The organism is Achromobacter sp. F4_2707, from assembly GCF_047501535.1.
Taxonomy (GTDB): domain Bacteria; phylum Pseudomonadota; class Gammaproteobacteria; order Burkholderiales; family Burkholderiaceae_B; genus Yanghanlia.
The window spans coordinates 1-18,874 of record NZ_JAZDRJ010000003.1 but is presented as its reverse complement, the minus strand read 5'-3'; the positions used below and the strand labels follow the sequence as shown (position 1 = coordinate 18,874).

The window sequence follows — 18,874 nt, the reverse complement described above, 5'->3', positions numbered from 1 at the left end:
AACACTAACGTTCCAGCGTGCTAACTAACGCGCCAGTGGCAGCTTGCTGCCCGCAATCGCTCGGTCGGCCATGACATCGCGGCGGAATTGAAACAGCTTGGCGGGGCGGCCTGCCACACCGCGTTCCATAGCGCCTGTTTCTTCCACCAAAGCCTGCTGCTCAATAAAACGCCGAAAGTTCTGCTTATGCAGCAAACGCCCTGCGACCGCCTCAAACGCCTGTTGCAACTGCAGCAAGGTGAAGCGCTCTGACATCAGTTCAAACACCACCGGGTGATAGCGGATTTTTGCGCGTAGCCGCGCCATGGCGGTGGCGAGAATTCGCCGGTGATCGTGCGGCATCGCCGTACCCGGCACGACGCTGTCGGCCAAACCACCCAAGCGCCTGAGCGCTTCAGGCACACACCCAGCCTCGTACAGAAGTTCATAGCGTTGCAGCACCAGCTCTTCATTCCAGCTGTCTGGATCGGGGCTAAAAGTCAGGGCGACACGCCTACGGCGACGCTCACCGGTCGCGCTGTCAGGCGCATGGGCCACCCATTCGTTCAGGCGCGGCAGAATCTCGCTTTCAACGATGGCAGGGGGGCCTTCGCGCCAGTCTTCCCAAGGAAAATAGCGATACCAGTCTTGCCAGTTGGCCGTCTCGCCCGCCGCAGGTGTTTTTTCTCGGGTCAGCCCCAGGTAACTGACGGATACGATGCGCTGCCCCGCAGCATTGGCACGGTCCCGATCGGCAAAGGTGTAAAGCTGCTCGACATAGCCCAACGGATGGTGGGTCTGCCGTTCCACCCAAGCACGCAAAGCGGCTTGTAAAGAACGATGTGAAAACTCGAACGCGCCGGCTGGTAAGGCGTGGCTGGCATCGCGCACCAACACGCGCGGCATGCCTTGTGTGACAGCCACGATGACAGCCACCAGCTCAACATTCAGGCCAACTTCTGTTGCCTGAGAAGACGTGTCATGGGAAACCTGGCCTGCTTGAGCCTGCCCTGAAGGGCCGGACTTACGGGCAGGTACAGGGTCGGGTAAAGAAGTGAATTCAGTCATAGCATTGCGACGTGAAGCGCCGTAATGACGATAGCATGAACCCCCAGGCCCGGTGAAGAACTCCCGTTTGCGGGCTCGCGCATCAAGAATCCGCCTGCTTAACCGGTTCCTGCCGCCCTGCTAACAGGTAATGACACACCCGCTGCACGTGGGTGGCTGAGCGCTCTAATGAACGCAGGAAATCTGTCAGTTGCAAGGCGTACGCCAGCCCGCCTTCCGTAGCGTCGGAATCCAACAAACGGCTGCGCACCCCCTGAGTAGACACTTTCAGCTCCACCACCTTGCGTTCCAGAATATCCAACCAATCCAGCGAGGCATCGCCGTCGATGCCTTCGTGAACCAATGCCAGCACCTCTTCCATGCGTTGGCGAACGTCGACAATTTCTGTATGTTCAGCTGCCCCCGGCTCCAGCCCTGTTTCGGTCTGCAGTCGGCCACACAAACGCAGCAAGTGATCGATAGCATGCAACTGTGCCACCCGCCGCTGATGCAAGGCAGCATCGCCATCTCCCTGCTGAGAAAGCTTGGCAATAAACTGCAAGGCCTCGTTCAGCCCATCCTGGGCATGCTTCAGCGTATCGCGCAGCTCGTCATCCAAAGGCTTTCTCAGCAGCTTGCGCTGTATTTCCACCAACTGATGGGTGATGGACTCCAGCGCCCGCTGCGAGGCTTCCAACGCCACTGTCGGAACACCCAACGTGCTGGTATCCAGGCGGCGACTCATATCCTGTTTACGTTCCGGCAACAATCTGGCTACCAAGCGCTCGAAACGGCCCACTACCGGCATGAATAAGAGCACACCCACGGCAATGAACAAAGTATGGAATAGCGCCAGGCTCATTGCCCCCGCTTCCAGCCCGGCATGCTCGTTGAGCCAGCCCAGCAACGCGAGAAAAATCGGCAGCATCACAATCGCTACAACGCCGCTGCCCAAGTTGAAAAGAATATGCGCCAGGGCGGTGCGCTTGGCGGCCACCGTGCCCCCTATAGTGACTAAAGCACCGGTAAGCGTGGTACCGATCGCGGCCCCCACCACGACGGCTGCCGCCTGTTCGAAGCCGATGGTGCCGGCATGCAGCGCAGTCAGCGTTGTGGCCACTGCAGCGGCCGAAGATTGCAGCAAGGTTGTCAGCACCACGCCCACCAGCATGGCCAACACATGTGCCGCCACTCCGTGTGAAGGTAAGGCTTTGAAATCAAAGTCATCGGCCAGCCCCATCATGCCTTCCTGCATGCTGGACAAGCCCAGAAACAGCATGCCGAAGCCGGCAAAGGCTAAACCGATGTGGCGCCAGCGGCCACGCCCCAACACCCTCATGAACGCGCCAATACCAATCAGCGGCAAGGTGTAATAACCCAGATTGACCTTCAGGCCGAGACTGGCTACAAACCAGCCCGTAGCCGTTGTACCCAGACTCGCACCAATCACCACGCCTATGGCTTGCGAATACCCGATCAGCCCCGCACTGACGAAACCAATCAGCGTTACAGTGGTAGCGGTGGAAGACTGGATCAGCATGGTGGTCAGCGCACCCAACGTGAACGCCCGCCAGGGCGTGCCGGTAAAGCGCAGCAACGCACGCCGCAACGCGTCTCCGGCAAAGCCGACCAGGCCATCGGAAAGCAGCGCCATTCCCAGCAGGAACAACCCGATACCGCCCAGCAGCCGAAAAATCACGTCAACCATTCACACCACCGTCATGTAACCGTGCGAGAAAAAATCGAACATTAACACGGCCACAACGGTGCAGCGCATACGCGCTGATTTATTAGTTCAGTAAGGCGGCCAACAGCACACACAACACGGCGCTGCCGAAACTGTAATGGCAGAACAGCCGGACCACGCGCACTTCCAGATTGCGTCGTTGCGAAACAAAACCGGCACGCCGGCGAAGCACAAGAAACAACGACATCAATACGGCCACGCTCAGATGGATGGCGCCATACCACAACAAAGCCGCCACCACCGCCGACTGCGCATGCGTGCTGCCAGGAGGCAAACCCGCCAGCAGCCAGGCCAACAGCGCCAATAACGCAGTGAGCGCAAGCAAAGGCAAGCCCCTCCCCGCCATAGCGCCGATATCGCGAGGCGCTGAACTTTGGGCTCGACAGGCCACGCGTTCGCCTATGGCTCCTAGCAGCCAACAGACCCCGGCAAATGCACCCGCCCATAAGGGCACCACCGCAGGTTCTGCCGGCGGCCAGCCGGGCGCCAACGCCCATAAATACACGGCACCAAACACTAGCGAACCCAGTACGGCAGCATCGGCAATCAGCGTGTACACCATGCCATGCCAACCCGGCGCCCCAGCAGCATGTTCAAAATGCAATGGCAGGGCAAGGCCGTCCTTCACTTTAAGTTTGCCTGCATCGACACGCGACCCCGTCGCCCAGGCCCAGCATAGAAACAGCACCACGGCGGCAGCCAGAGCCAGCAAGGCCACCCCGTAGAACTTCAACAAAACGCATAGAAAGAAGCCCCCCGTCGCCACAGCGGCGGCTAACGGCCACCAGCTGGAGCCAGGCAGCACAATCACGCTTTGTGGGCGCCCACTGAGCGTGTCGGTAGAAAGGGTCAGCCGCCGCCCACCCGAGGGTTCCGCCAACCACAAGCGCCCCGCTGCCGCCGCATCAGGAATATCCGGATCCACCCATAAAGGGTGGTCCTGCCGAACTTCCGGCACGCTGGCAAAGTTATAAGAAGGAGCTGGGGTCGGCATCGCCCATTCCAATGTGCCCGCCCCCCACGGGTTGCGCGGCGCCAGCCTGCCCACGCGGGCATGCAACAGAATATCCACAATAAAAACAAGAAACCCCACCGCCTGCACAAAGCCGCCGATGGACGATATCAAGTTCAAAACATCCCACCCCATGTCAGAGGAATAGGTATAAACACGCCGCGGCATACCGGCCAAGCCGGTCAAGTGCATGGGCAGAAAAGTCAGATGAAAACCCAGGAAAATCAGCCAGAACGACACCTTGCCCAAATGGCGGGAAGGCATCCGTCCGGTAAAGTGCGGCAACCAGTAATACGCCGCCGCCAACACCGGAAACACCATGCCCCCCACCAGCACATAGTGCAAGTGCGCCACAATGAAGTGCGTGTCATGCGCCTGCCAGTTGAACGGCACGATGGCGATCATCACACCAGTCAGCCCGCCCACGATGAAAGTCACGAAAAACCCGGCCAAGAACAGCATGGGCAGTTCCCAGCGCACCCGTCCGCACCATAAGGTGGCAATCCAAACAAAAAACTGGACAGCGGTGGGAATCGCGATCAAGGTACTGGCAATGGAAAAAAACGCAGCAGCCGGAATGCTCAACCCTACCGTGAACATGTGGTGTGCCCACAGCACCATGCTCAAGACACCAATGGCCACCACGCTGGCCACCACCCAGCGATAGGCCACCAGTGGGCGAGCCGCAAACGTCGCCAGCATCACCGACACCATGCCCGCTGCCGGTACAAAGATGATGTAAACCTCGGGGTGGCCGAATAACCAGAACAGATGCTGCCACAGCACCGGGTCGCCCCCCATTGTGGGGTCGTAGAACGGCCAGCCGAAAGCACGTTCCAGTTCCAACAGGATGCTGCCGAGAATCAAGGGCGGAAACCCGAACAGCATCATGGCCGCCGTCACCAGCATATACCAGGCAAACAAGGGCATATGGCTCAACTTCATGCCAGGCGCCCGCATACGCAAAATCGTGGTCAACAGCTCTACGGCACCACACACGGCGGAGATTTCCGCAAAAGTAATACCGATCAGCCAGAAGTCGTTAGCGATGCCGGGGCTAAAACGCCCGCTGGCCAAGGGCGTATACATAAACCAGCCGCTGTCGGGCGCTAAACCTAGTAACAGGCTTAACACCACCATGGTGGCGCCAAACAAATAGCAATACCAGGCATACGCGCCCAGCCGCGGGTAAGCCATGTCTCGCGCCCCCAGCATTTTGGGTAGCAGGTAAAAAGAAAACCCCTCCAGCATGGGAATGGCAAACAGAAACATCATCACCGTGCCATGCATGGTGAAAACCTGGCTGTAAACCCCGGCCTCCATGAAAGCGTTATCCGGCGTAGCCAACTGCGTGCGTATCAACATCGCAAGCAACCCGCCAATCAGGAAGAACACCAGCGACGCTATGATGAAGCGCTTGCCCACCACGGTATGGTTGACCGACGACAGGCGGCCCCATCCGGGCGGTGTTCCCCAAACCTCCTCCAATTCTTGATGGCGAGCCAGTGCGCTGCGCGGAGCATTCACGGTGCATCCTCCCGTATGGCGGCCAACAAACCTGCCTCATCGTCAGGCTGGTGGACGACCAGCTTGAACGGCATGTGCGCATGGCCCGTACCGCAATACTCCGCGCACCGGCCTAAATATTCTCCCGGTGTGTCTATTAGCAGACGCAAACGGTTGACTCTGCCCGGCACGGCGTCCAGCTTGCCTGAAACGCTGGGCACCCAGAAACCATGAATCACATCGCTGGACATAATGCGCAAGTGCACCGGCGCCCCGGCCGGCACATGCACCACATTCAGCGTGTGCGGCATGCCCTCTAGGCCCGGATACTGCACGTCCCACTGCCATTGGCGAGCAGTCACATCCACACGAAAAGCCTGTGGCGCTTCAGTGCGGGCCCCGGGCGGCCACTGCGCCTCGTCTAACCTGAGGCCAAACACCAGCAAAGCAGCAATCACCCCACCCGGCAACAACAAGCCCCCCGCAATCAAGAGCACACGCACACCGCGCCATCCCGGAGAACGAGGCGGGTTCCAGCGCACAGCCACTACGCCCAGTACCACCATGAGAACAAGAATGATCCCAGTGCCTGCCGCCATACTCCACCACAAAGCCGTCACTGAGCGGGCCACTTCACTGGCGGGATTCAGCATAGGCACTCCTCAGCCGGCACACGATTTGCTCGCCTACACCGAGTAACGGTGTTTTGCTTGCCACCGTCCAGTAAATTCCCCCGCCCCCACCTTCCTATTGCCATGAAAAAACTGGGCCGCCCTCTGCCCCGCAGCACCCCCACCGCCGTGGCCATCTTGCGCCACCCCATCCACCCAATGGTGGTGCCCTTCCCCATCGCATTTCTCTTGGCCGTGGTCGCAACCGACCTGGCGTACTTGGTTACCCAAGATGTTTTCTGGGGGCGGGCATCGTTATGGCTGGTTGGCGCCGGCACCGCACTGGGCATCATCGCCGGCATTATCGGCACGCTGGAACTGTTCTTGATTCGCGGCATCCGCCATCGCCCGGCGGGCTGGAGCCATTTTGTGATGGCGGTCATGTTGCTGGCGGTAGGCTTCATCAATTGGCTATCCCGTCTGCAAGACCCATTGCAGGCCATCCACCATGGGGGCTTGTATTTGTCGCTGCTCGGCGCCCTCGTAGTTTCGATGGCCGGCTGGCTGGGGGGCGAGCTGGTATTCGAGCACCACGTCGGGCTTGGCCAGCACAAGAACGAAAATGGTGCTGATGAGCACAACCAGGATGCCGATCATCAAAGGCGCTCGCCAGAGTGATGGTCTGGCCGGAGACGTCGCGCTCTGCTTATGCAACAGAGCGCCACAATAAGCGTGATAGAGAGCCAGCACCGCCACTACAGCCAGCTTGAGCAGCAGCCACGAACCATCCGCACCGCGCAACGCCACCAGCACACAGCCGCTGACAATCGCCAGTACCGCTGCCGGAGAGCCCAACACAACAAACACATAGCGACACATCAGCGCATGTCGATACACATCCGCTCGTTCAGAACGCGCAGGCGGCGCCGCATACAGCCCGGCCAAAATCAGCAAAGCTGCGCTCCACAAGCACAAAGTGACGATGTGAGTGGCCATGGCCCAGGCTGTCACGCCCATGCGCCCTCCTTACGTTTGAGACGCGCTCTGGGAGCAAGTGGTATGCCAGATTAATGGCTGTGACGGCAAAATATGCCGTCACAGCCATCAATAAGCTACAGCCACAGGCCTCAATACGGGCCGCGGTTTTTGTCGAAGAAGTCCTTCACTTCACGCTCGGCCTCTTCTCGAGTGCGGCCATAACGCTCCTGCACCAGGCCCGCCAATTGATCCGCATTGCCTTCCACTCGGGTCAGCTCGTCATCGGTAATATCGCCCCAAACCTCTTTGGCCTTACCCTTGATTTGTTTCCATTGGCCTTTAACGGTATCTTCATTCATCGTTAGCTCCTGTGATCCGCGGCCCAACGCCGCATCGCCTCACATAAGGCAAACGCCATGCCTGAATAACAGGTTCCCGTGCGGCACCCGTAGGAAATTTCCATCAAAAAAGGGCTTCCTGCTTAAGCCCTTATCTCCAACCTCAACTTACAGCGTATTTTCAAACGCCTGTAAAGTGTCATCCAGCAACTCGGCAATGGTGTCCACTTCCTCTTCGGTCACGATAAGAGGCGGCGCAATCATCAGCCATTCGCCATAGAGGCCGTCCGCGGTGCGGCGCGAATAAAGCAGCAGGCCTCTTTCCCTTGCCAGCGCAACAATCTTTCCGATGGCATTGACACTGCCAGGAAAAATCCCACGGCTTTCCTGATCGACAACAATCTCCACCGCCATCAGCAGGCCCAGACCTCTTATATCGCCCAATACACGACGCCGGCGCTGCACTTCCTGCAAGCGGGACCGCATTCGTGCCCCCATCAACAGGGCATTCTTCCCCAGTTCTCGCTCGACAGTTTCCTCGACCGCAGCCAAGCCGATGGCGCAGGACAAGGGGTTGGATGAGTAGGTATAGCCATGCATGAACCCGCCGGACTCAGAGACGGCTGCCACCATGGCGTCAGGCGCCAGCACTGCTCCCAACGGGGTGTAGCCGGAAGCCAGGCCTTTTGCCAAAGTGACCAAGTCGGGCTCGCACCCTTCGAGCTGATGAGAAGTGAGGAAGGTGCCGCAACGACCCGCGCCACTCATCACTTCATCAAAAATAAGCAGCACCCCATAACGCGTACAGATGTCGCGCACGCGGCGGCAGTAATCGACTGTGGATACCAACGCCCCGGTGGCCAACCCGCCAACCGGTTCCATGATGAATGCCAGCACACTTTCCGGGCCTTCACGAACGATGGTTGCTTCAAGCTCAGCGGCGCATGCCATGGCATAGCTTTCGGCCGTATGGCCTTCGGGTACACGATAGCTGAAGGGCGCAGGCACTTTAGGCATGGCCTTGAACATAGGGCCATACATGCGCTCAGACACTGGGTCACCGCTGATTGCCACAGCGCCGAGCGTGGCGCCATGGTAGCTGGGGTTGCGCGACAACACCTTCCAGCGGCTCGCCTGCCCTTGCACCACGGCGTACTGACGCGCGAGTTTCAGTGCGCTTTCGGTTGCTTCAGAGCCTCCCGATACAAAAAACACACGCTCGTACCCCACACCCGCTTGCTGCGCCACCAAATCTGCCAAGCGGCTGTTCGCTTCATTCTCGAAGAAAAACCGACTGGCATAGGACACTTTTTCCATCTGGATTCGCACGGCCTCAGCGACACGCTCATTCCCATGACCAATATTGACAGCAATTGGCCCTGAGGACGCATCGATATACTTTTTGCCGTCGGTATCCCACAAATAAATGCCGCGCCCACGCGCTACAGTCGCATGCCTGGGGTCACCCGGCTTCTGATAAAAAACCTGCACCGGCCCGCCGGCGCGTGTCTGGGTCAATTCCGTGGATGCTTTGCTACGAGGTGTTGTCATATCTGATGCCTGTTAGAAAAACCTGCATGGGCAGACGTGTTCAGGGGGCCCGGAACCGGAGCTTCGCCATCAGCAGCATCAATACAATGCTGATGAATATCAGTATTGAAGCAATGGCGGTAATTGCTGGATTAATCTGCAAAATCAACTCGTTGAACATCTTCTTGGGCACGGTTTCATAGGTGCCACTGATGAAGTTCGTGACGATGACTTCATCGAAACTGGTGACAAAAGCAAAAATCCAGGCGGCGGCTGCACTGGGCAGCAGGTTGGGGAGCAGTACCTTCAAGAACATCGTCCGCCAAGGCGCCCCCAGTGTGAATGCCACTTGTTCTATGCTTACATCAAAGCTCCTGATCGCCACCGTCATAATCAGTACCACGTAGGGCACGCCCAACAGCGTATGCGCCAGCAATAAGCCGGTAAACGTACCCAGCATGCTGGTCATCGCCAGCACCAAGTAAAGCGCCACGGCCAGAATTACAGACGGGATGATTAACGGCGCAATGAAATTGCTTTGCAGCAGGTCTCGCCCCTTGAATGTGCCGCGCGCCAGCCCATACGCTCCCAAACTGCCCAACGCCAACGCCAGGGTACTGGACAGGACAGCCAGCACCAAAGAGGTGCGCATCGCGGTCAACCAACCAGAATCCGTGAACACCTGAACATACCAGCGCAGTGAAAAACCTTGCGGCGGAAACCGCAGGGAACTGGACTCTGAAAACGACATGGGAATCACGATCAGCACGGGCAAGATCAGGAACAGCAACACACCGATTGCCGCCCCTCCCAGCAACACGCGGTTGAGTCTTCTAACCAACCCGTCGCTAGTTCGGCTCGTGCCGACCACGCCTACCTGACGGCCTGACGTATTTTTCTGTGCTGGGGTTTTCATGCCTGCCTCTCATCGCGCGTGATACGCAGATAGACCACGAACAAAGCGAGTGTTGCCACCAGCAGGACGACGGATATCGTGGATGCCAGCTCCCAATTAGGCATCTCGTTAATCAGTAAATCCAACATGTTGGCGATCATTGGGACACGCCCTCCACCAAGAATGGCAGGCGTAATGTAAAAACCCAGTGTCAATATGAAAACCAGTATGGCGCCCGCCAGCAGAGCTGGCAGGCTGAGCGGAAAGAAGACTTTCCAGAACACCGCCCACCTGCTGGCTCCGAGCGTCTCCGCTGCCTGCAGCAGGCTGTCGTCAATCTTCATCATGGCTGCGAACAAGGGCAAGACAAGAAAAGGCAGCAGCACATTGATGGTGCCGATCATCACCCCCAGCTCGTTATAAAGAAAAGAAATGGGAGATGAAGTCCAGCCCAGTGCCAGCAATGAGCGATTAACAATACCTGCATTACCCAAGATGACAATCCAGGCATAGGTGCGTACGAGAATGCTGATCCAGAAGGGAATCACAATGGCAGCCAAGCCAACCATCTGCCATCTTCTGGACAAACCGCGCAACCAATACGCCAGCGGATAACCCAGCAAGGCGCAGCACAGGGTGGAAATGACTGCAATCCGGAAGGTATTACCCATGACCCGGGCATAAACCGGTGCGTCCACGATGGTGTAGTAGGCGTCCAGACTGAACGCGCCACGACCATCAAACAGGCTTTTCCATACGACCCCCAATAAAGGCAGATCAAAGCCGATAAGCACCAATATCAAGAGCGGCAGTACCAGCCAGGCCGCCGGAGCGACCGGACGCAAGCGGATGGCAGTCATTTTCCCGTTCCTTACATACCCAGCTTGAACTCTTGCCAGCGGCGTTCAATTTCCCGGGCATTTTCCGCCGTCCAGCTCGGGTCTGCGAGCACTTGAACAGCCTTGTTGTTCGGTGAAGTGGGATAGTGGTCAAGTACATCGGCAGACAGTTGCTTTTCGATGTCCGGGCTCGGCCCTGTATAAGGTACGACCTCGGCCGCCTTAGCCTGGTTCTCTACCTTGGACATTTCGTGCAGCAAGCCCATTGCCGCTTCTTTACTGGCGGCGTCCGCCCCCTTGGGCACTGCGAAATACGACACCTGCAGCAAACCTTCCTTGTAGGTGTATTCCAGTTTGGGATTGCCAACAATGCGGCCTGACCAAGCGGCCGCATAAGTCACTTCGCCGTCTTCCAACAGTTGCGGCGACTGAGCCCCAGCACGCCACCATACGGCCACATCCTTTTTCAGCTTCTCTAAGCTTTTAAAAGCTCGCTCGACATCCAGCGGATACAGCTCTTCAGGTTTCACCCCGTCTGCCAACAAGGCCAACGGCAAGGTGTAGCCGGGGTAGTCGGGCAAGGCTCGCTTACCGGGGAATTTTTCCGTATCCCAGAAATCCGCCCAGCTTTCTAGCTTGGGCGCCCCCTCCTTCCAAGCCAAGATGGTGGAAAAATACTGATAGCCAAAGCCATCCGGCAACTTGGCTTCCTCGAACATGGGGTCTGGGTTGATCTTGTCCCAATCCAATGGCTCGACGAGGTCGAGCGCTCTAGCCATAAAAAGGTTGGTGCTGCCAAGTTCCACAAGCACCGAAGTGGCATTACCCGACTGCACCATGGCTTGCAGCTTGCCTAAGCTCGTCGGACTCTCTCTGGTGACTTTAATCCCTGTTTTCTCGGTGAACGGAGTGATGTAGGCTTTATCGATGGACTCTCCGCTCGGGCCTCCAGATTCCAGGATTCTGAATTCCTTTACCTGCGCAAAAGCCAAAGAAGAGGACATCGCCACTGCTGATACCACAGCGCCTTTGCCCAGGGCTTTCAATATCGTTTTCATACCCATTTCTGTCTCCTGTTACTTCAGTGAAAATAATCACCGGAGTTCCGGCGATCAGCTTTTCATGTTCCCTCAGCCGGCAGCAGCCATGCGTGCTCCGGCAACCAACTCACGCGGACAGCCTGCCCAGTCGTGAAACTCCTGACTCCACTCATCACGGCTACTGCGGTCAAGCCAGAATCAAGTTGAATATGCATACGTGTGTTTTGGCCTAGATAAACCATGTCCTTCACTGTGCCCAACAGGCCATCGCCTTCTGGCTCTGGCTGTACTTCAAGGTCTTCCGGCCTGAGCATCAAATAGGCTGAACCATTAACTTGCTCAGCGGATCTGCCGGAAAACTTCTGACCATTAACAAGCGTGATGAAGCTTTCCTCGCGCGCGCCATGTACCTCGCCCGGCCAGAGATTTGCAGTACCAATAAACTCGGCGACAAACCGGTTCACTGGGTAGCGATAGGCCTGCTGCGGGGTATCGGCCTGCTGGATTTCCCCTGCATCAAGCACCACCAGTCGCGTGGAAAGCGTCAGTGCTTCTTCCTGATCATGGGTAACCAGAATGGTTGTGACACCGAGTTCACGCTGCAACTGGCGCAGCTCGATCTGCACTTCTTCGCGCAGCTTCTTATCCAAGGCTCCAAGCGGCTCGTCCAGAAGCAGGATGCGTGGTTCGAATACCAGAGCTCTGGCCAGCGCTACCCGCTGCTGCTGACCGCCCGATAACTGGTGTGTTTTTCGGTCTCCCAACCCTTCCAGCCGAACCATCTCCAAAGCTCGCTTTACTTTGGCCTCGATTTCCGACCGCGACAATTTGCGAATTGCTAACGGAAAACGAACATTGTCGTAAACAGTCATATGCGGAAAGAGCGCATAGTTCTGGAACACCATGCCAATATTTCGCTGTGCGGGAGGCATATATGTGACATCCTGCTCTCCGATCACGATGCGCCCACTGCTTGGTGAAACCAGGCCTGCGATGATCGAAAGAATCGTGCTCTTTCCCGAACCACTCGGGCCAAGCAGGGTCACCAACTCACCCGGCTCCACCCTGAGATGCGTAGGTTGCACCACCTGCAGATCGCCATACTTCTTGGTCACACCCTGCAACTCAATGGACGTCATTAAACAAGCTCCTTGCGCGACTCAACAAAATTCACCACCGCGCTTTCCAAGCGTTGAAATTCTGCCTCTCCCATTGGCAGTGAAAGGTTCAGCATGCCGCGCCGCGCAGGCCAGATGCCTTGCTCCAGCATGTCGAAATAGAAAAGATCGCGCAGCGGCTGATTACTGTTGACGAGGTCTCGTATGCTGCGAATCGTTCCGGTGCAGGCATGCACATTCATTAAAGAGCCCACGCCCGTGAACTGCATGGGGAAACCAGCGTCGGTGACCACCCGATTCAAACGGCTGCGCAGCTTCTCGCCGCTTTCCGTCAGTTGTTTAGCGCGTTCCGCCGTATAGACCTGCTCCAACCCTGTCGCGCCCACCATCATGGTGAAAACATTGTTATTAAACGTACCGGCATGTGGGAGAAATTCCGGGCGGGACGGGTCAAACACCCGCATCAGATCTTCCCGCCCCCCGAAAGCACCAAAACCGAAGCCGCCACCGATGTACTTTCCGAGAGTCGTCATATCGGGGATGATTCCATGCAGTGCCTGCAGGCCCCCAGCTGACATACGAGACGTCATCACCTCGTCAAAAACCAAGAGCACACCGTGGCTGGATGTCCAATCTCTCAAGGCCTGCAAAAATTCCCGAGCCGCTGGTATGCAGCCGCCCGAGCCTTGCATGGGCTCAATCAGGACGCACGCCAGATCCTCCCTGTGCTGATCAAGCATCGCCTTGGTGGCGGGCCAGTCGTTATAAGGCGCCTTCACAAAATCAAACGGAACAGTGAGGGTTCCGCCTTTGCCGCCAAACATAAAAACGCCACCGTGATACCCCCCTTCAAACACCATGATCTTGTTCTTCTTGGTGAGTTCGCGGGCTGTGCACATTGCATACAAGTTGGCTTCCGTCCCCGAGTTGGTGAAGCGCACCTGCTCAATGGAGGGGAAACGCTCGCAGATCAACCGGGCGAATTTTTCTTCCTGAAGGATGTGGCCGCCACGAACCCAGCCGCTATCCATGGCATCCACAACCGCCTGGCGTAGTATCGGGTCGGAATGGCCATACAAACCGGCTGTGTATTCCCCGAGGTAGTCCACATAGGTTGTGCCATCCAGTGACGTCACATAACAGCCTTCCCCCGATGCCAGAATGATTGGAAAAGGGTCACTGAACAGAACGGTTCGCGTGTTGCCGCCCGGCATGACTTCACGGGCCCGGGCGTGGTGTTCAGCACTGAGCGGGTTCGCTTGCCGATAGCGGTCCCACGCTTTTTCCAGCTCTTGCTGCACTGCTGTTGCGGATAATGATGTCGTACTGTTCATTGTGGTCTCGTCAAGTTCGTTAATTAGCGGGATACCACCGTAGGCCGGACACTGCTTTACCACCAGCCCTTTGCCTTATGGCACGTCGATATCCAGTGCCCGAAATATTTGCTCGCGCCGCCTAGCTATATCCACTGCCCCTGGCCCCAACCGCCTGGCCACGGCAAGCAATAAGGTTTGAATCATGAAAAACTGGGCGGTTGCTGAATCGAAGTAATACGGCTGATCGATGGCGACTGTGACACCTTGCCCCGGCTCAGTACTGAATACCGAACCCGCATCGGTAATTGCCAACACCGGAATACCACTTTCCTTAACGACTTCCACCGCTTTCACCAGAAGTTTCGTGTAAGGGCGAAAACTCACTGCAACAAGCAGATCTTCCGTTGTAATGCGAGAAATCTCCGCGCCCAGAGCCACCCCGGGCCCACTCAGAATGTTGACGTTCTGCCTGAACGTTCCCAAGTACGAGCCCATGAAATAGCTGAGCGCATACGTGGCCCGCATTCCCAGCACATAAACATGGCGGGCCGCCACAAGGAGATCCGCAGCCTGTTCGATGGTTTGCGGATCCATAGATTCCATGGCGGCAACCAGGCGCTGGCACTCAGTGCGAGCATGTTGCTGCAACAGGCCCTCCGCTCCGTCACCCAGGGGTTCTTCAATGCGTTCCTGAATGCGGCGACTGTAGAACGGTTGAGTGCGCGCCACGTGCTGACGAAAGACATCCTGAAGCTCGCCGAAGCCAGAAAAACCCAAACGCTTCCCCAACCTGGTCAGCGTGGAGGGGTCAACACCACTATAGGCTGCCAATGAAGAAATGCTATCTACAGCAGCAATCCCCGGACGACTGAGCAAGTCTGCCAGAACCTTCAGCGTTTTATCCCCTATCCGCCCGCGCCCCTTGGCCTTACGTTCGTTTTCAAGAATCACGCGAAGATCATTGATGCTGTTCGCTTTCATTTCATACCGAGCCATAAATACAAATCTCCATTGCATGGTAGACCAAACACGCACAAAGCTAATGCATGTTTACCCTAATCTGATGCACAGAAATCAGCCTGCAAGGCCGTTCTGTATGAGCGGGGTTAAGGTGGGAAGGGGCTTGCGGCTACAGGCGCTTAGCCTGGATCGGCATACAAAAAAAGCGCCGCATGGCATACATGCAGCGCTTTGTTTTTAAAGCTTTAACTGGACGGGTATCAGGCGGGAACTGGTTCCGGCATCAGACGAACACCGGGGTTAGAAACAACCGACAGCGCAGGGCGCAGGCCGGTCAGCATGTATTCGATGAGCTCACGCACTGGGCGGATGGCGCTGCCAAACGGCAGTTTATCGGCGCCACGGAAGAACAAGCCGCGATTGACATCGCCTTCCAGGGCATAAGCCAGACGGGTGTCGATGCAGAACTGGCCTTGCTTGGAAATGCCATCGCGCAGGCCGCACTGAGCCAGGCAATCGAATGCCACCGTGCACGGCTTAACCTTGGCAATATTCTGCAAACGGGCTTCGTTCTTCAGGTAGTTATCCAACCAGGGCGTGCGCACAGCACGTGCAGGCAGGCCCGCTACACTCATAAAGGTGACAATGTCTTCCGGCTTGGCTTCCGCCAATACGCGTTTGAAGTTCACATGTGCATCACCTTCTTCGCTGACGGCGAAAGGCGTGCCCATCTGCACCGCATTGGCGCCCAGGGAAAGCAGTTCTTTGAACTGCTCATGGCTGTGAATACCACCCGCAGTGATAAGCGGGATATTCTCTTTTTCGAGATCGAGATCTTTCAGTAACTGGCGTGTGCCTTCCAGCACGGTGGGAAACGCGTACGAAGGATCGTTGATGCGATCCGCCGTAGGTGACCCCAAGTGCCCACCGGCAAAGCGGGGGTTCTCGATGACGATGGCATCGGGCAAACGGTTCTTGCGCATCCACTTTTTAAGGATGACGGCAATGCCGCGCACATCGGACAAAATCGGGATGATGGCCGTATTTGGGAAGTCGGCGGTAAGGTCGGGCAAGTCGAGCGGCAAGCCAGCGCCCACCACGACGGCGTCCGCACCGCTTTCGCAGGATTGGCGGATGTATTCCGGGTACTGCTCAACCGCCTTCATGACGTTGACGCCAATCGCGCCATTGCCACCGGACAATTTTTTAGCAGCTTTAATTTCGCGATCAAGCGCAACGAGGTTCACTTCGTTGATAAGCGCCTTATCGCGCGAACGCTTGGTCTGCTCCATGAGATCGGGGTGATGGCGACGCAGGTCGACGCTGGAAATTGTGCCGAAGGCACCCAACGAAGCGACGGTGCCAGCCAGACGGTGAGCAGAAATGCCCACGCCCATGCCGCCCTGAACGATAGGCAGTAGGGACCTGCCTTTTACCTTGAGGCGCTCCAATGCAGTATGCAACACGCTAGAAATCCTTAAAATTCATGCTTTGTGGTGACAGAGAAGCACTGAAAAGCACCCCCGCGCCGCATGCGCCTGCCTCAACCAACCAGCCTGGAAGGGCCCTGTCCTGATCATAGAACTATGCGCCCTGGGAAGCCGACAGACCTTAATAAATATCAAGGCAAACTGACCGGCATACAGCATGATTATCCTACAGGCGCAGTCAACTATACTTGATTTTATGCAACGCGCTCTAGCTTTTGATCGCTCTCCTCCATTGGCTGTGGCATTCAGATTCTTTCTGAATGTTCCCCTATTCTTAATGCTGGCCGCCCTGACTCTAGGCTGGCAAGCGTGGGCAGGTTCCCCTTATATACGCTGGAATCCCACTGTTTTAGCCACTGCGCACTTTCTGACACTGGGCGTGCTGGCCAGTGCCATGCTGGGCGCGATGATGCAGATTCTGCCCGTTGCCACCCATATCCATGTGTTGCGGCCACGCATCACTTCAACAGTTGTTCATGCCTGTCTGACGCTGGGAACCCTATCACTGGCCATCGGCTTCATCACCGTAAAAGCCGTATTTCACACTGCTGCGGTCATATTGCTAGGTGCCGCCTTTGTGCTGTTCTTGGCCGCAGTCGCAGGGGGGTTATGGCGTGACCGCAAGCAACGTTCGCCCGGATCGGGGGAAATTCTCGTTGCAGTACGGTTGGCGCTGGCTGCGCTGGGTGCCACCATCGCCCTGGGGCTGTTCATGGCAGGCCTGCGTGGCGGCTTGTGGAGCGTGGGCGCCGGCGCCGCCCAAGCCGGTGCTTGGCTGCATGGGCTGCCTGATCTACACATTCTGTGGGGCCTGGCTGGCTGGGTGGGGCTGCTGGTTATCGGCATTTCGTATCAAGTCATTCCCATCTTTCAGGCTACGGAAATCTACCCGAAACGCATCACCGACGTTCTCGCGCCGCTTGTGTTTCTACTGCTGGTCGTACTCACTCTTTCGGGTGCCTGGCAACTATCAAACAGCCATGCGGCCACGCTGCCGCAGCGGCTTGCCAATGCCGGTCTGGCACTATGCTATTTGGGTTATGGTCTCTTCACCGCCTGGCTGCTCTGGACTCGCAAACGCCCCAGCCCAGAACCCACAACCTGGTTCTGGCACGCCGCCATGGCGTCACTGGTTCTCGCCGCCTTGCTGGGCATAAGCCGCAGCGCCTGGCCGACGTTGTCGGGCAACACCCAGGAAATGCTGCTGGGCACTTTGCTGATTCCAGGTTTTGCAGTATCAGCCGTCAACGGCATGCTGTACAAAATTGTGCCTTTTCTGCTGTGGCACAACGCCCAACGACGCGCCCCCATAGCTTTGCCCTTCATCCCAAAAGTCCGGCAATTCATTTCCGAACGCGACGCCATGCGCCAGTTCATCGCCCACCTGTGCGCCGTTGTGCTGCTGACCACCGCCTGCTTCATGCCCGCCGTGCTCCTACCCGCCGCCATCGCATTAGCCGCCTCAGCCGGCCTGCTGGCCTGGAACATCCTCCGCGCACTGGCACTCTACACCCGCACCTGCCACCGCATAGATAACCCCTAAAATCGGGGTCTGTCCCGGTTTCAGCTGTTTGTCAGCAAAGAAATTGGGGTCTGTCCCGGTTTTTCTTTGGTTTTTTTGGATGATGCGCGCATGGAAAAGGGGGCGACGATGCGCCCCCTTGTGGTTTGTGACGAAAGGTTGGCCGTTGTGCGGCCAAGGTATAAACCAGCTTATTGTGGTTCTACCCCTGCTTCTTTGGCTACGCCCGCCCAGCGTTCGATCTCGCTATCCACGAATTGCCCGAACTGGGCACCCGTCATATTGGGTATCGCGCTGCCGTTACTGGCCCACAGTTCTTTGATCTTTGGGCTGTTCAAGGCCTTGGTGATCTCCTCGGACATTTTCTCGACGATGTCCGGTGGTGTGCCGGCAGGCGCCCACATGGCGTACCAGGTGGAGACTTCATAATCGGGCACACCCGCTTCCGCTGCCGTCGGTACATCCGGGAAGGATGGTGAACGCTGTGCAGCTGCCACGGCTAGCGGTCGGATCGAGCCTGCACGGATATGGGAGGCGGACGACCCCAGGCCGTCGAAGCCGATATCGACCTGGCCGGTAATCAGGCCGCTAAGCATGGGGCCCGCGCCTTGGTAGGGAACGTGGGTGAGCTCAACACCGGTTTTCAGAGCGAAAAGTTCGCCTGCAAGGTGGTGGGTGCTGCCCATGCCTGCAGAGCCGAAGTTAATGCCGCCTGGGTCGGCCTTCGCTTTGTCGATGAGCTCCTGAACGTTATTGACCGGCAAGTTGCTTGGGTTCACCACAATGATCTGCGGCGGCTGCGCCAACAACGCCACCGGGGTGAAATCTTTCTGAATGTCGTAGCTCAGCTGCTTGTAGATGGAGGGTGCTACCGCATGGTGGGCGCCCCCCATGAAAAAGGTATAGCCATCCGGCGCCGCGCGCGCTGCGACTCCCGCCCCCAGCG

The 18,874-nt window shown here is 57.3% G+C and carries 16 protein-coding genes and 1 pseudogene; 2 read left to right on the top strand and 15 right to left on the bottom strand.

The genetic code is table 11. The features are described from left to right. Positions 1-24: 24 nt before the first annotated feature. From VRY85_RS03745 to VRY85_RS03730, 4 genes are all read right to left on the bottom strand, one after another. Positions 25-1,047 carry an NUDIX hydrolase gene (locus tag VRY85_RS03745; protein WP_414597269.1) on the bottom strand — a complete coding sequence of 341 codons (1,023 nt, stop codon included), beginning with the start codon at positions 1,045-1,047 and terminating at the stop codon, positions 25-27. 82 nt (positions 1,048-1,129) lie between these two features. Further along, the gene (locus tag VRY85_RS03740) at positions 1,130-2,734 is read right to left on the bottom strand and encodes a Na/Pi cotransporter family protein (protein ID WP_414597268.1); all 1,605 of its coding nucleotides are present in this window, start codon (positions 2,732-2,734) and stop codon (positions 1,130-1,132) included. 82 nt (positions 2,735-2,816) lie between these two features. Then, the gene (ctaD, locus tag VRY85_RS03735; protein ID WP_414597267.1) at positions 2,817-5,312 is read right to left on the bottom strand and encodes a cytochrome c oxidase subunit I; all 2,496 of its coding nucleotides are present in this window, start codon (positions 5,310-5,312) and stop codon (positions 2,817-2,819) included. After that, positions 5,309-5,944 (bottom strand): cytochrome c oxidase subunit II, encoded by a 636-nt coding sequence (locus VRY85_RS03730; RefSeq protein WP_414597266.1) that lies wholly within the window; start codon positions 5,942-5,944, stop codon positions 5,309-5,311. Before VRY85_RS03730 ends, ctaD begins: the two co-directional genes overlap by 4 nt. A 102-nt stretch (positions 5,945-6,046) precedes the next feature. On the opposite strand from VRY85_RS03730, the gene VRY85_RS03725 reads away from it, so the two are divergent. Next, entirely contained in the window at positions 6,047-6,580 is a 534-nt protein-coding gene (locus VRY85_RS03725) for a DUF2231 domain-containing protein (protein ID WP_414597488.1), read from the top strand. Here the strand turns inward: VRY85_RS03725 and VRY85_RS03720 are convergent. The 10 genes and pseudogenes from VRY85_RS03720 to VRY85_RS03675 form a co-directional block, all read right to left on the bottom strand. Further along, positions 6,560-6,898: pseudogene (locus tag VRY85_RS03720) on the bottom strand (CopD family protein); the annotation flags it as partial. The gene VRY85_RS03725 and the pseudogene VRY85_RS03720 overlap by 21 nt on opposite strands. Positions 6,899-7,029: 131 nt before the next feature. Beyond that, entirely contained in the window at positions 7,030-7,239 is a 210-nt protein-coding gene (locus tag VRY85_RS03715; protein WP_414597265.1) for a CsbD family protein, read from the bottom strand. Between the two features lie 147 nt (positions 7,240-7,386). After that, positions 7,387-8,769 carry an aspartate aminotransferase family protein gene (locus tag VRY85_RS03710; RefSeq protein WP_414597264.1) on the bottom strand — a complete coding sequence of 461 codons (1,383 nt, stop codon included), beginning with the start codon at positions 8,767-8,769 and terminating at the stop codon, positions 7,387-7,389. 40 nt (positions 8,770-8,809) lie between these two features. After that, complete coding sequence (locus tag VRY85_RS03705; RefSeq protein ID WP_414597263.1) at positions 8,810-9,664, bottom strand: ABC transporter permease; 855 nt, start codon at positions 9,662-9,664, stop codon at positions 8,810-8,812. Beyond that, on the bottom strand, positions 9,661-10,503 hold the full coding sequence (locus tag VRY85_RS03700; RefSeq protein WP_414597262.1) for an ABC transporter permease: 843 nt from the start codon (positions 10,501-10,503) through the stop codon (positions 9,661-9,663). The genes VRY85_RS03705 and VRY85_RS03700 overlap by 4 nt, the downstream gene beginning before the upstream one ends. Before the next feature lie 11 nt (positions 10,504-10,514). Next, positions 10,515-11,540 (bottom strand): ABC transporter substrate-binding protein, encoded by a 1,026-nt coding sequence (locus VRY85_RS03695; RefSeq protein ID WP_414597261.1) that lies wholly within the window; start codon positions 11,538-11,540, stop codon positions 10,515-10,517. Positions 11,541-11,602: 62 nt separating this feature from the next. Next, complete coding sequence (locus VRY85_RS03690; RefSeq protein WP_414597260.1) at positions 11,603-12,661, bottom strand: ABC transporter ATP-binding protein; 1,059 nt, start codon at positions 12,659-12,661, stop codon at positions 11,603-11,605. Next, a complete protein-coding gene (locus VRY85_RS03685) occupies positions 12,661-13,974 on the bottom strand; it encodes an aspartate aminotransferase family protein (RefSeq protein WP_414597259.1) in 1,314 nt (437 codons plus the stop codon). Before VRY85_RS03685 ends, VRY85_RS03690 begins: the two co-directional genes overlap by 1 nt. Positions 13,975-14,049: 75 nt before the next feature. Continuing rightward, complete coding sequence (locus tag VRY85_RS03680) at positions 14,050-14,952, bottom strand: MurR/RpiR family transcriptional regulator (protein ID WP_414597258.1); 903 nt, start codon at positions 14,950-14,952, stop codon at positions 14,050-14,052. Positions 14,953-15,176: 224 nt separating this feature from the next. Beyond that, entirely contained in the window at positions 15,177-16,391 is a 1,215-nt protein-coding gene (locus VRY85_RS03675) for an NAD(P)H-dependent flavin oxidoreductase (RefSeq protein ID WP_414597487.1), read from the bottom strand. A gap of 211 nt (positions 16,392-16,602) precedes the next feature. Between VRY85_RS03675 and VRY85_RS03670 the strand changes: the two genes are divergently transcribed. Next, complete coding sequence (locus VRY85_RS03670) at positions 16,603-17,949, top strand: hypothetical protein (RefSeq protein ID WP_414597257.1); 1,347 nt, start codon at positions 16,603-16,605, stop codon at positions 17,947-17,949. A gap of 170 nt (positions 17,950-18,119) precedes the next feature. On the opposite strand, the gene VRY85_RS03665 is transcribed toward VRY85_RS03670, so the two are convergent. Then, positions 18,120-18,874, bottom strand: a 755-nt coding sequence (locus tag VRY85_RS03665; protein WP_414597256.1) for a Bug family tripartite tricarboxylate transporter substrate binding protein, incomplete at its 5' end; no start/stop codon positions are given.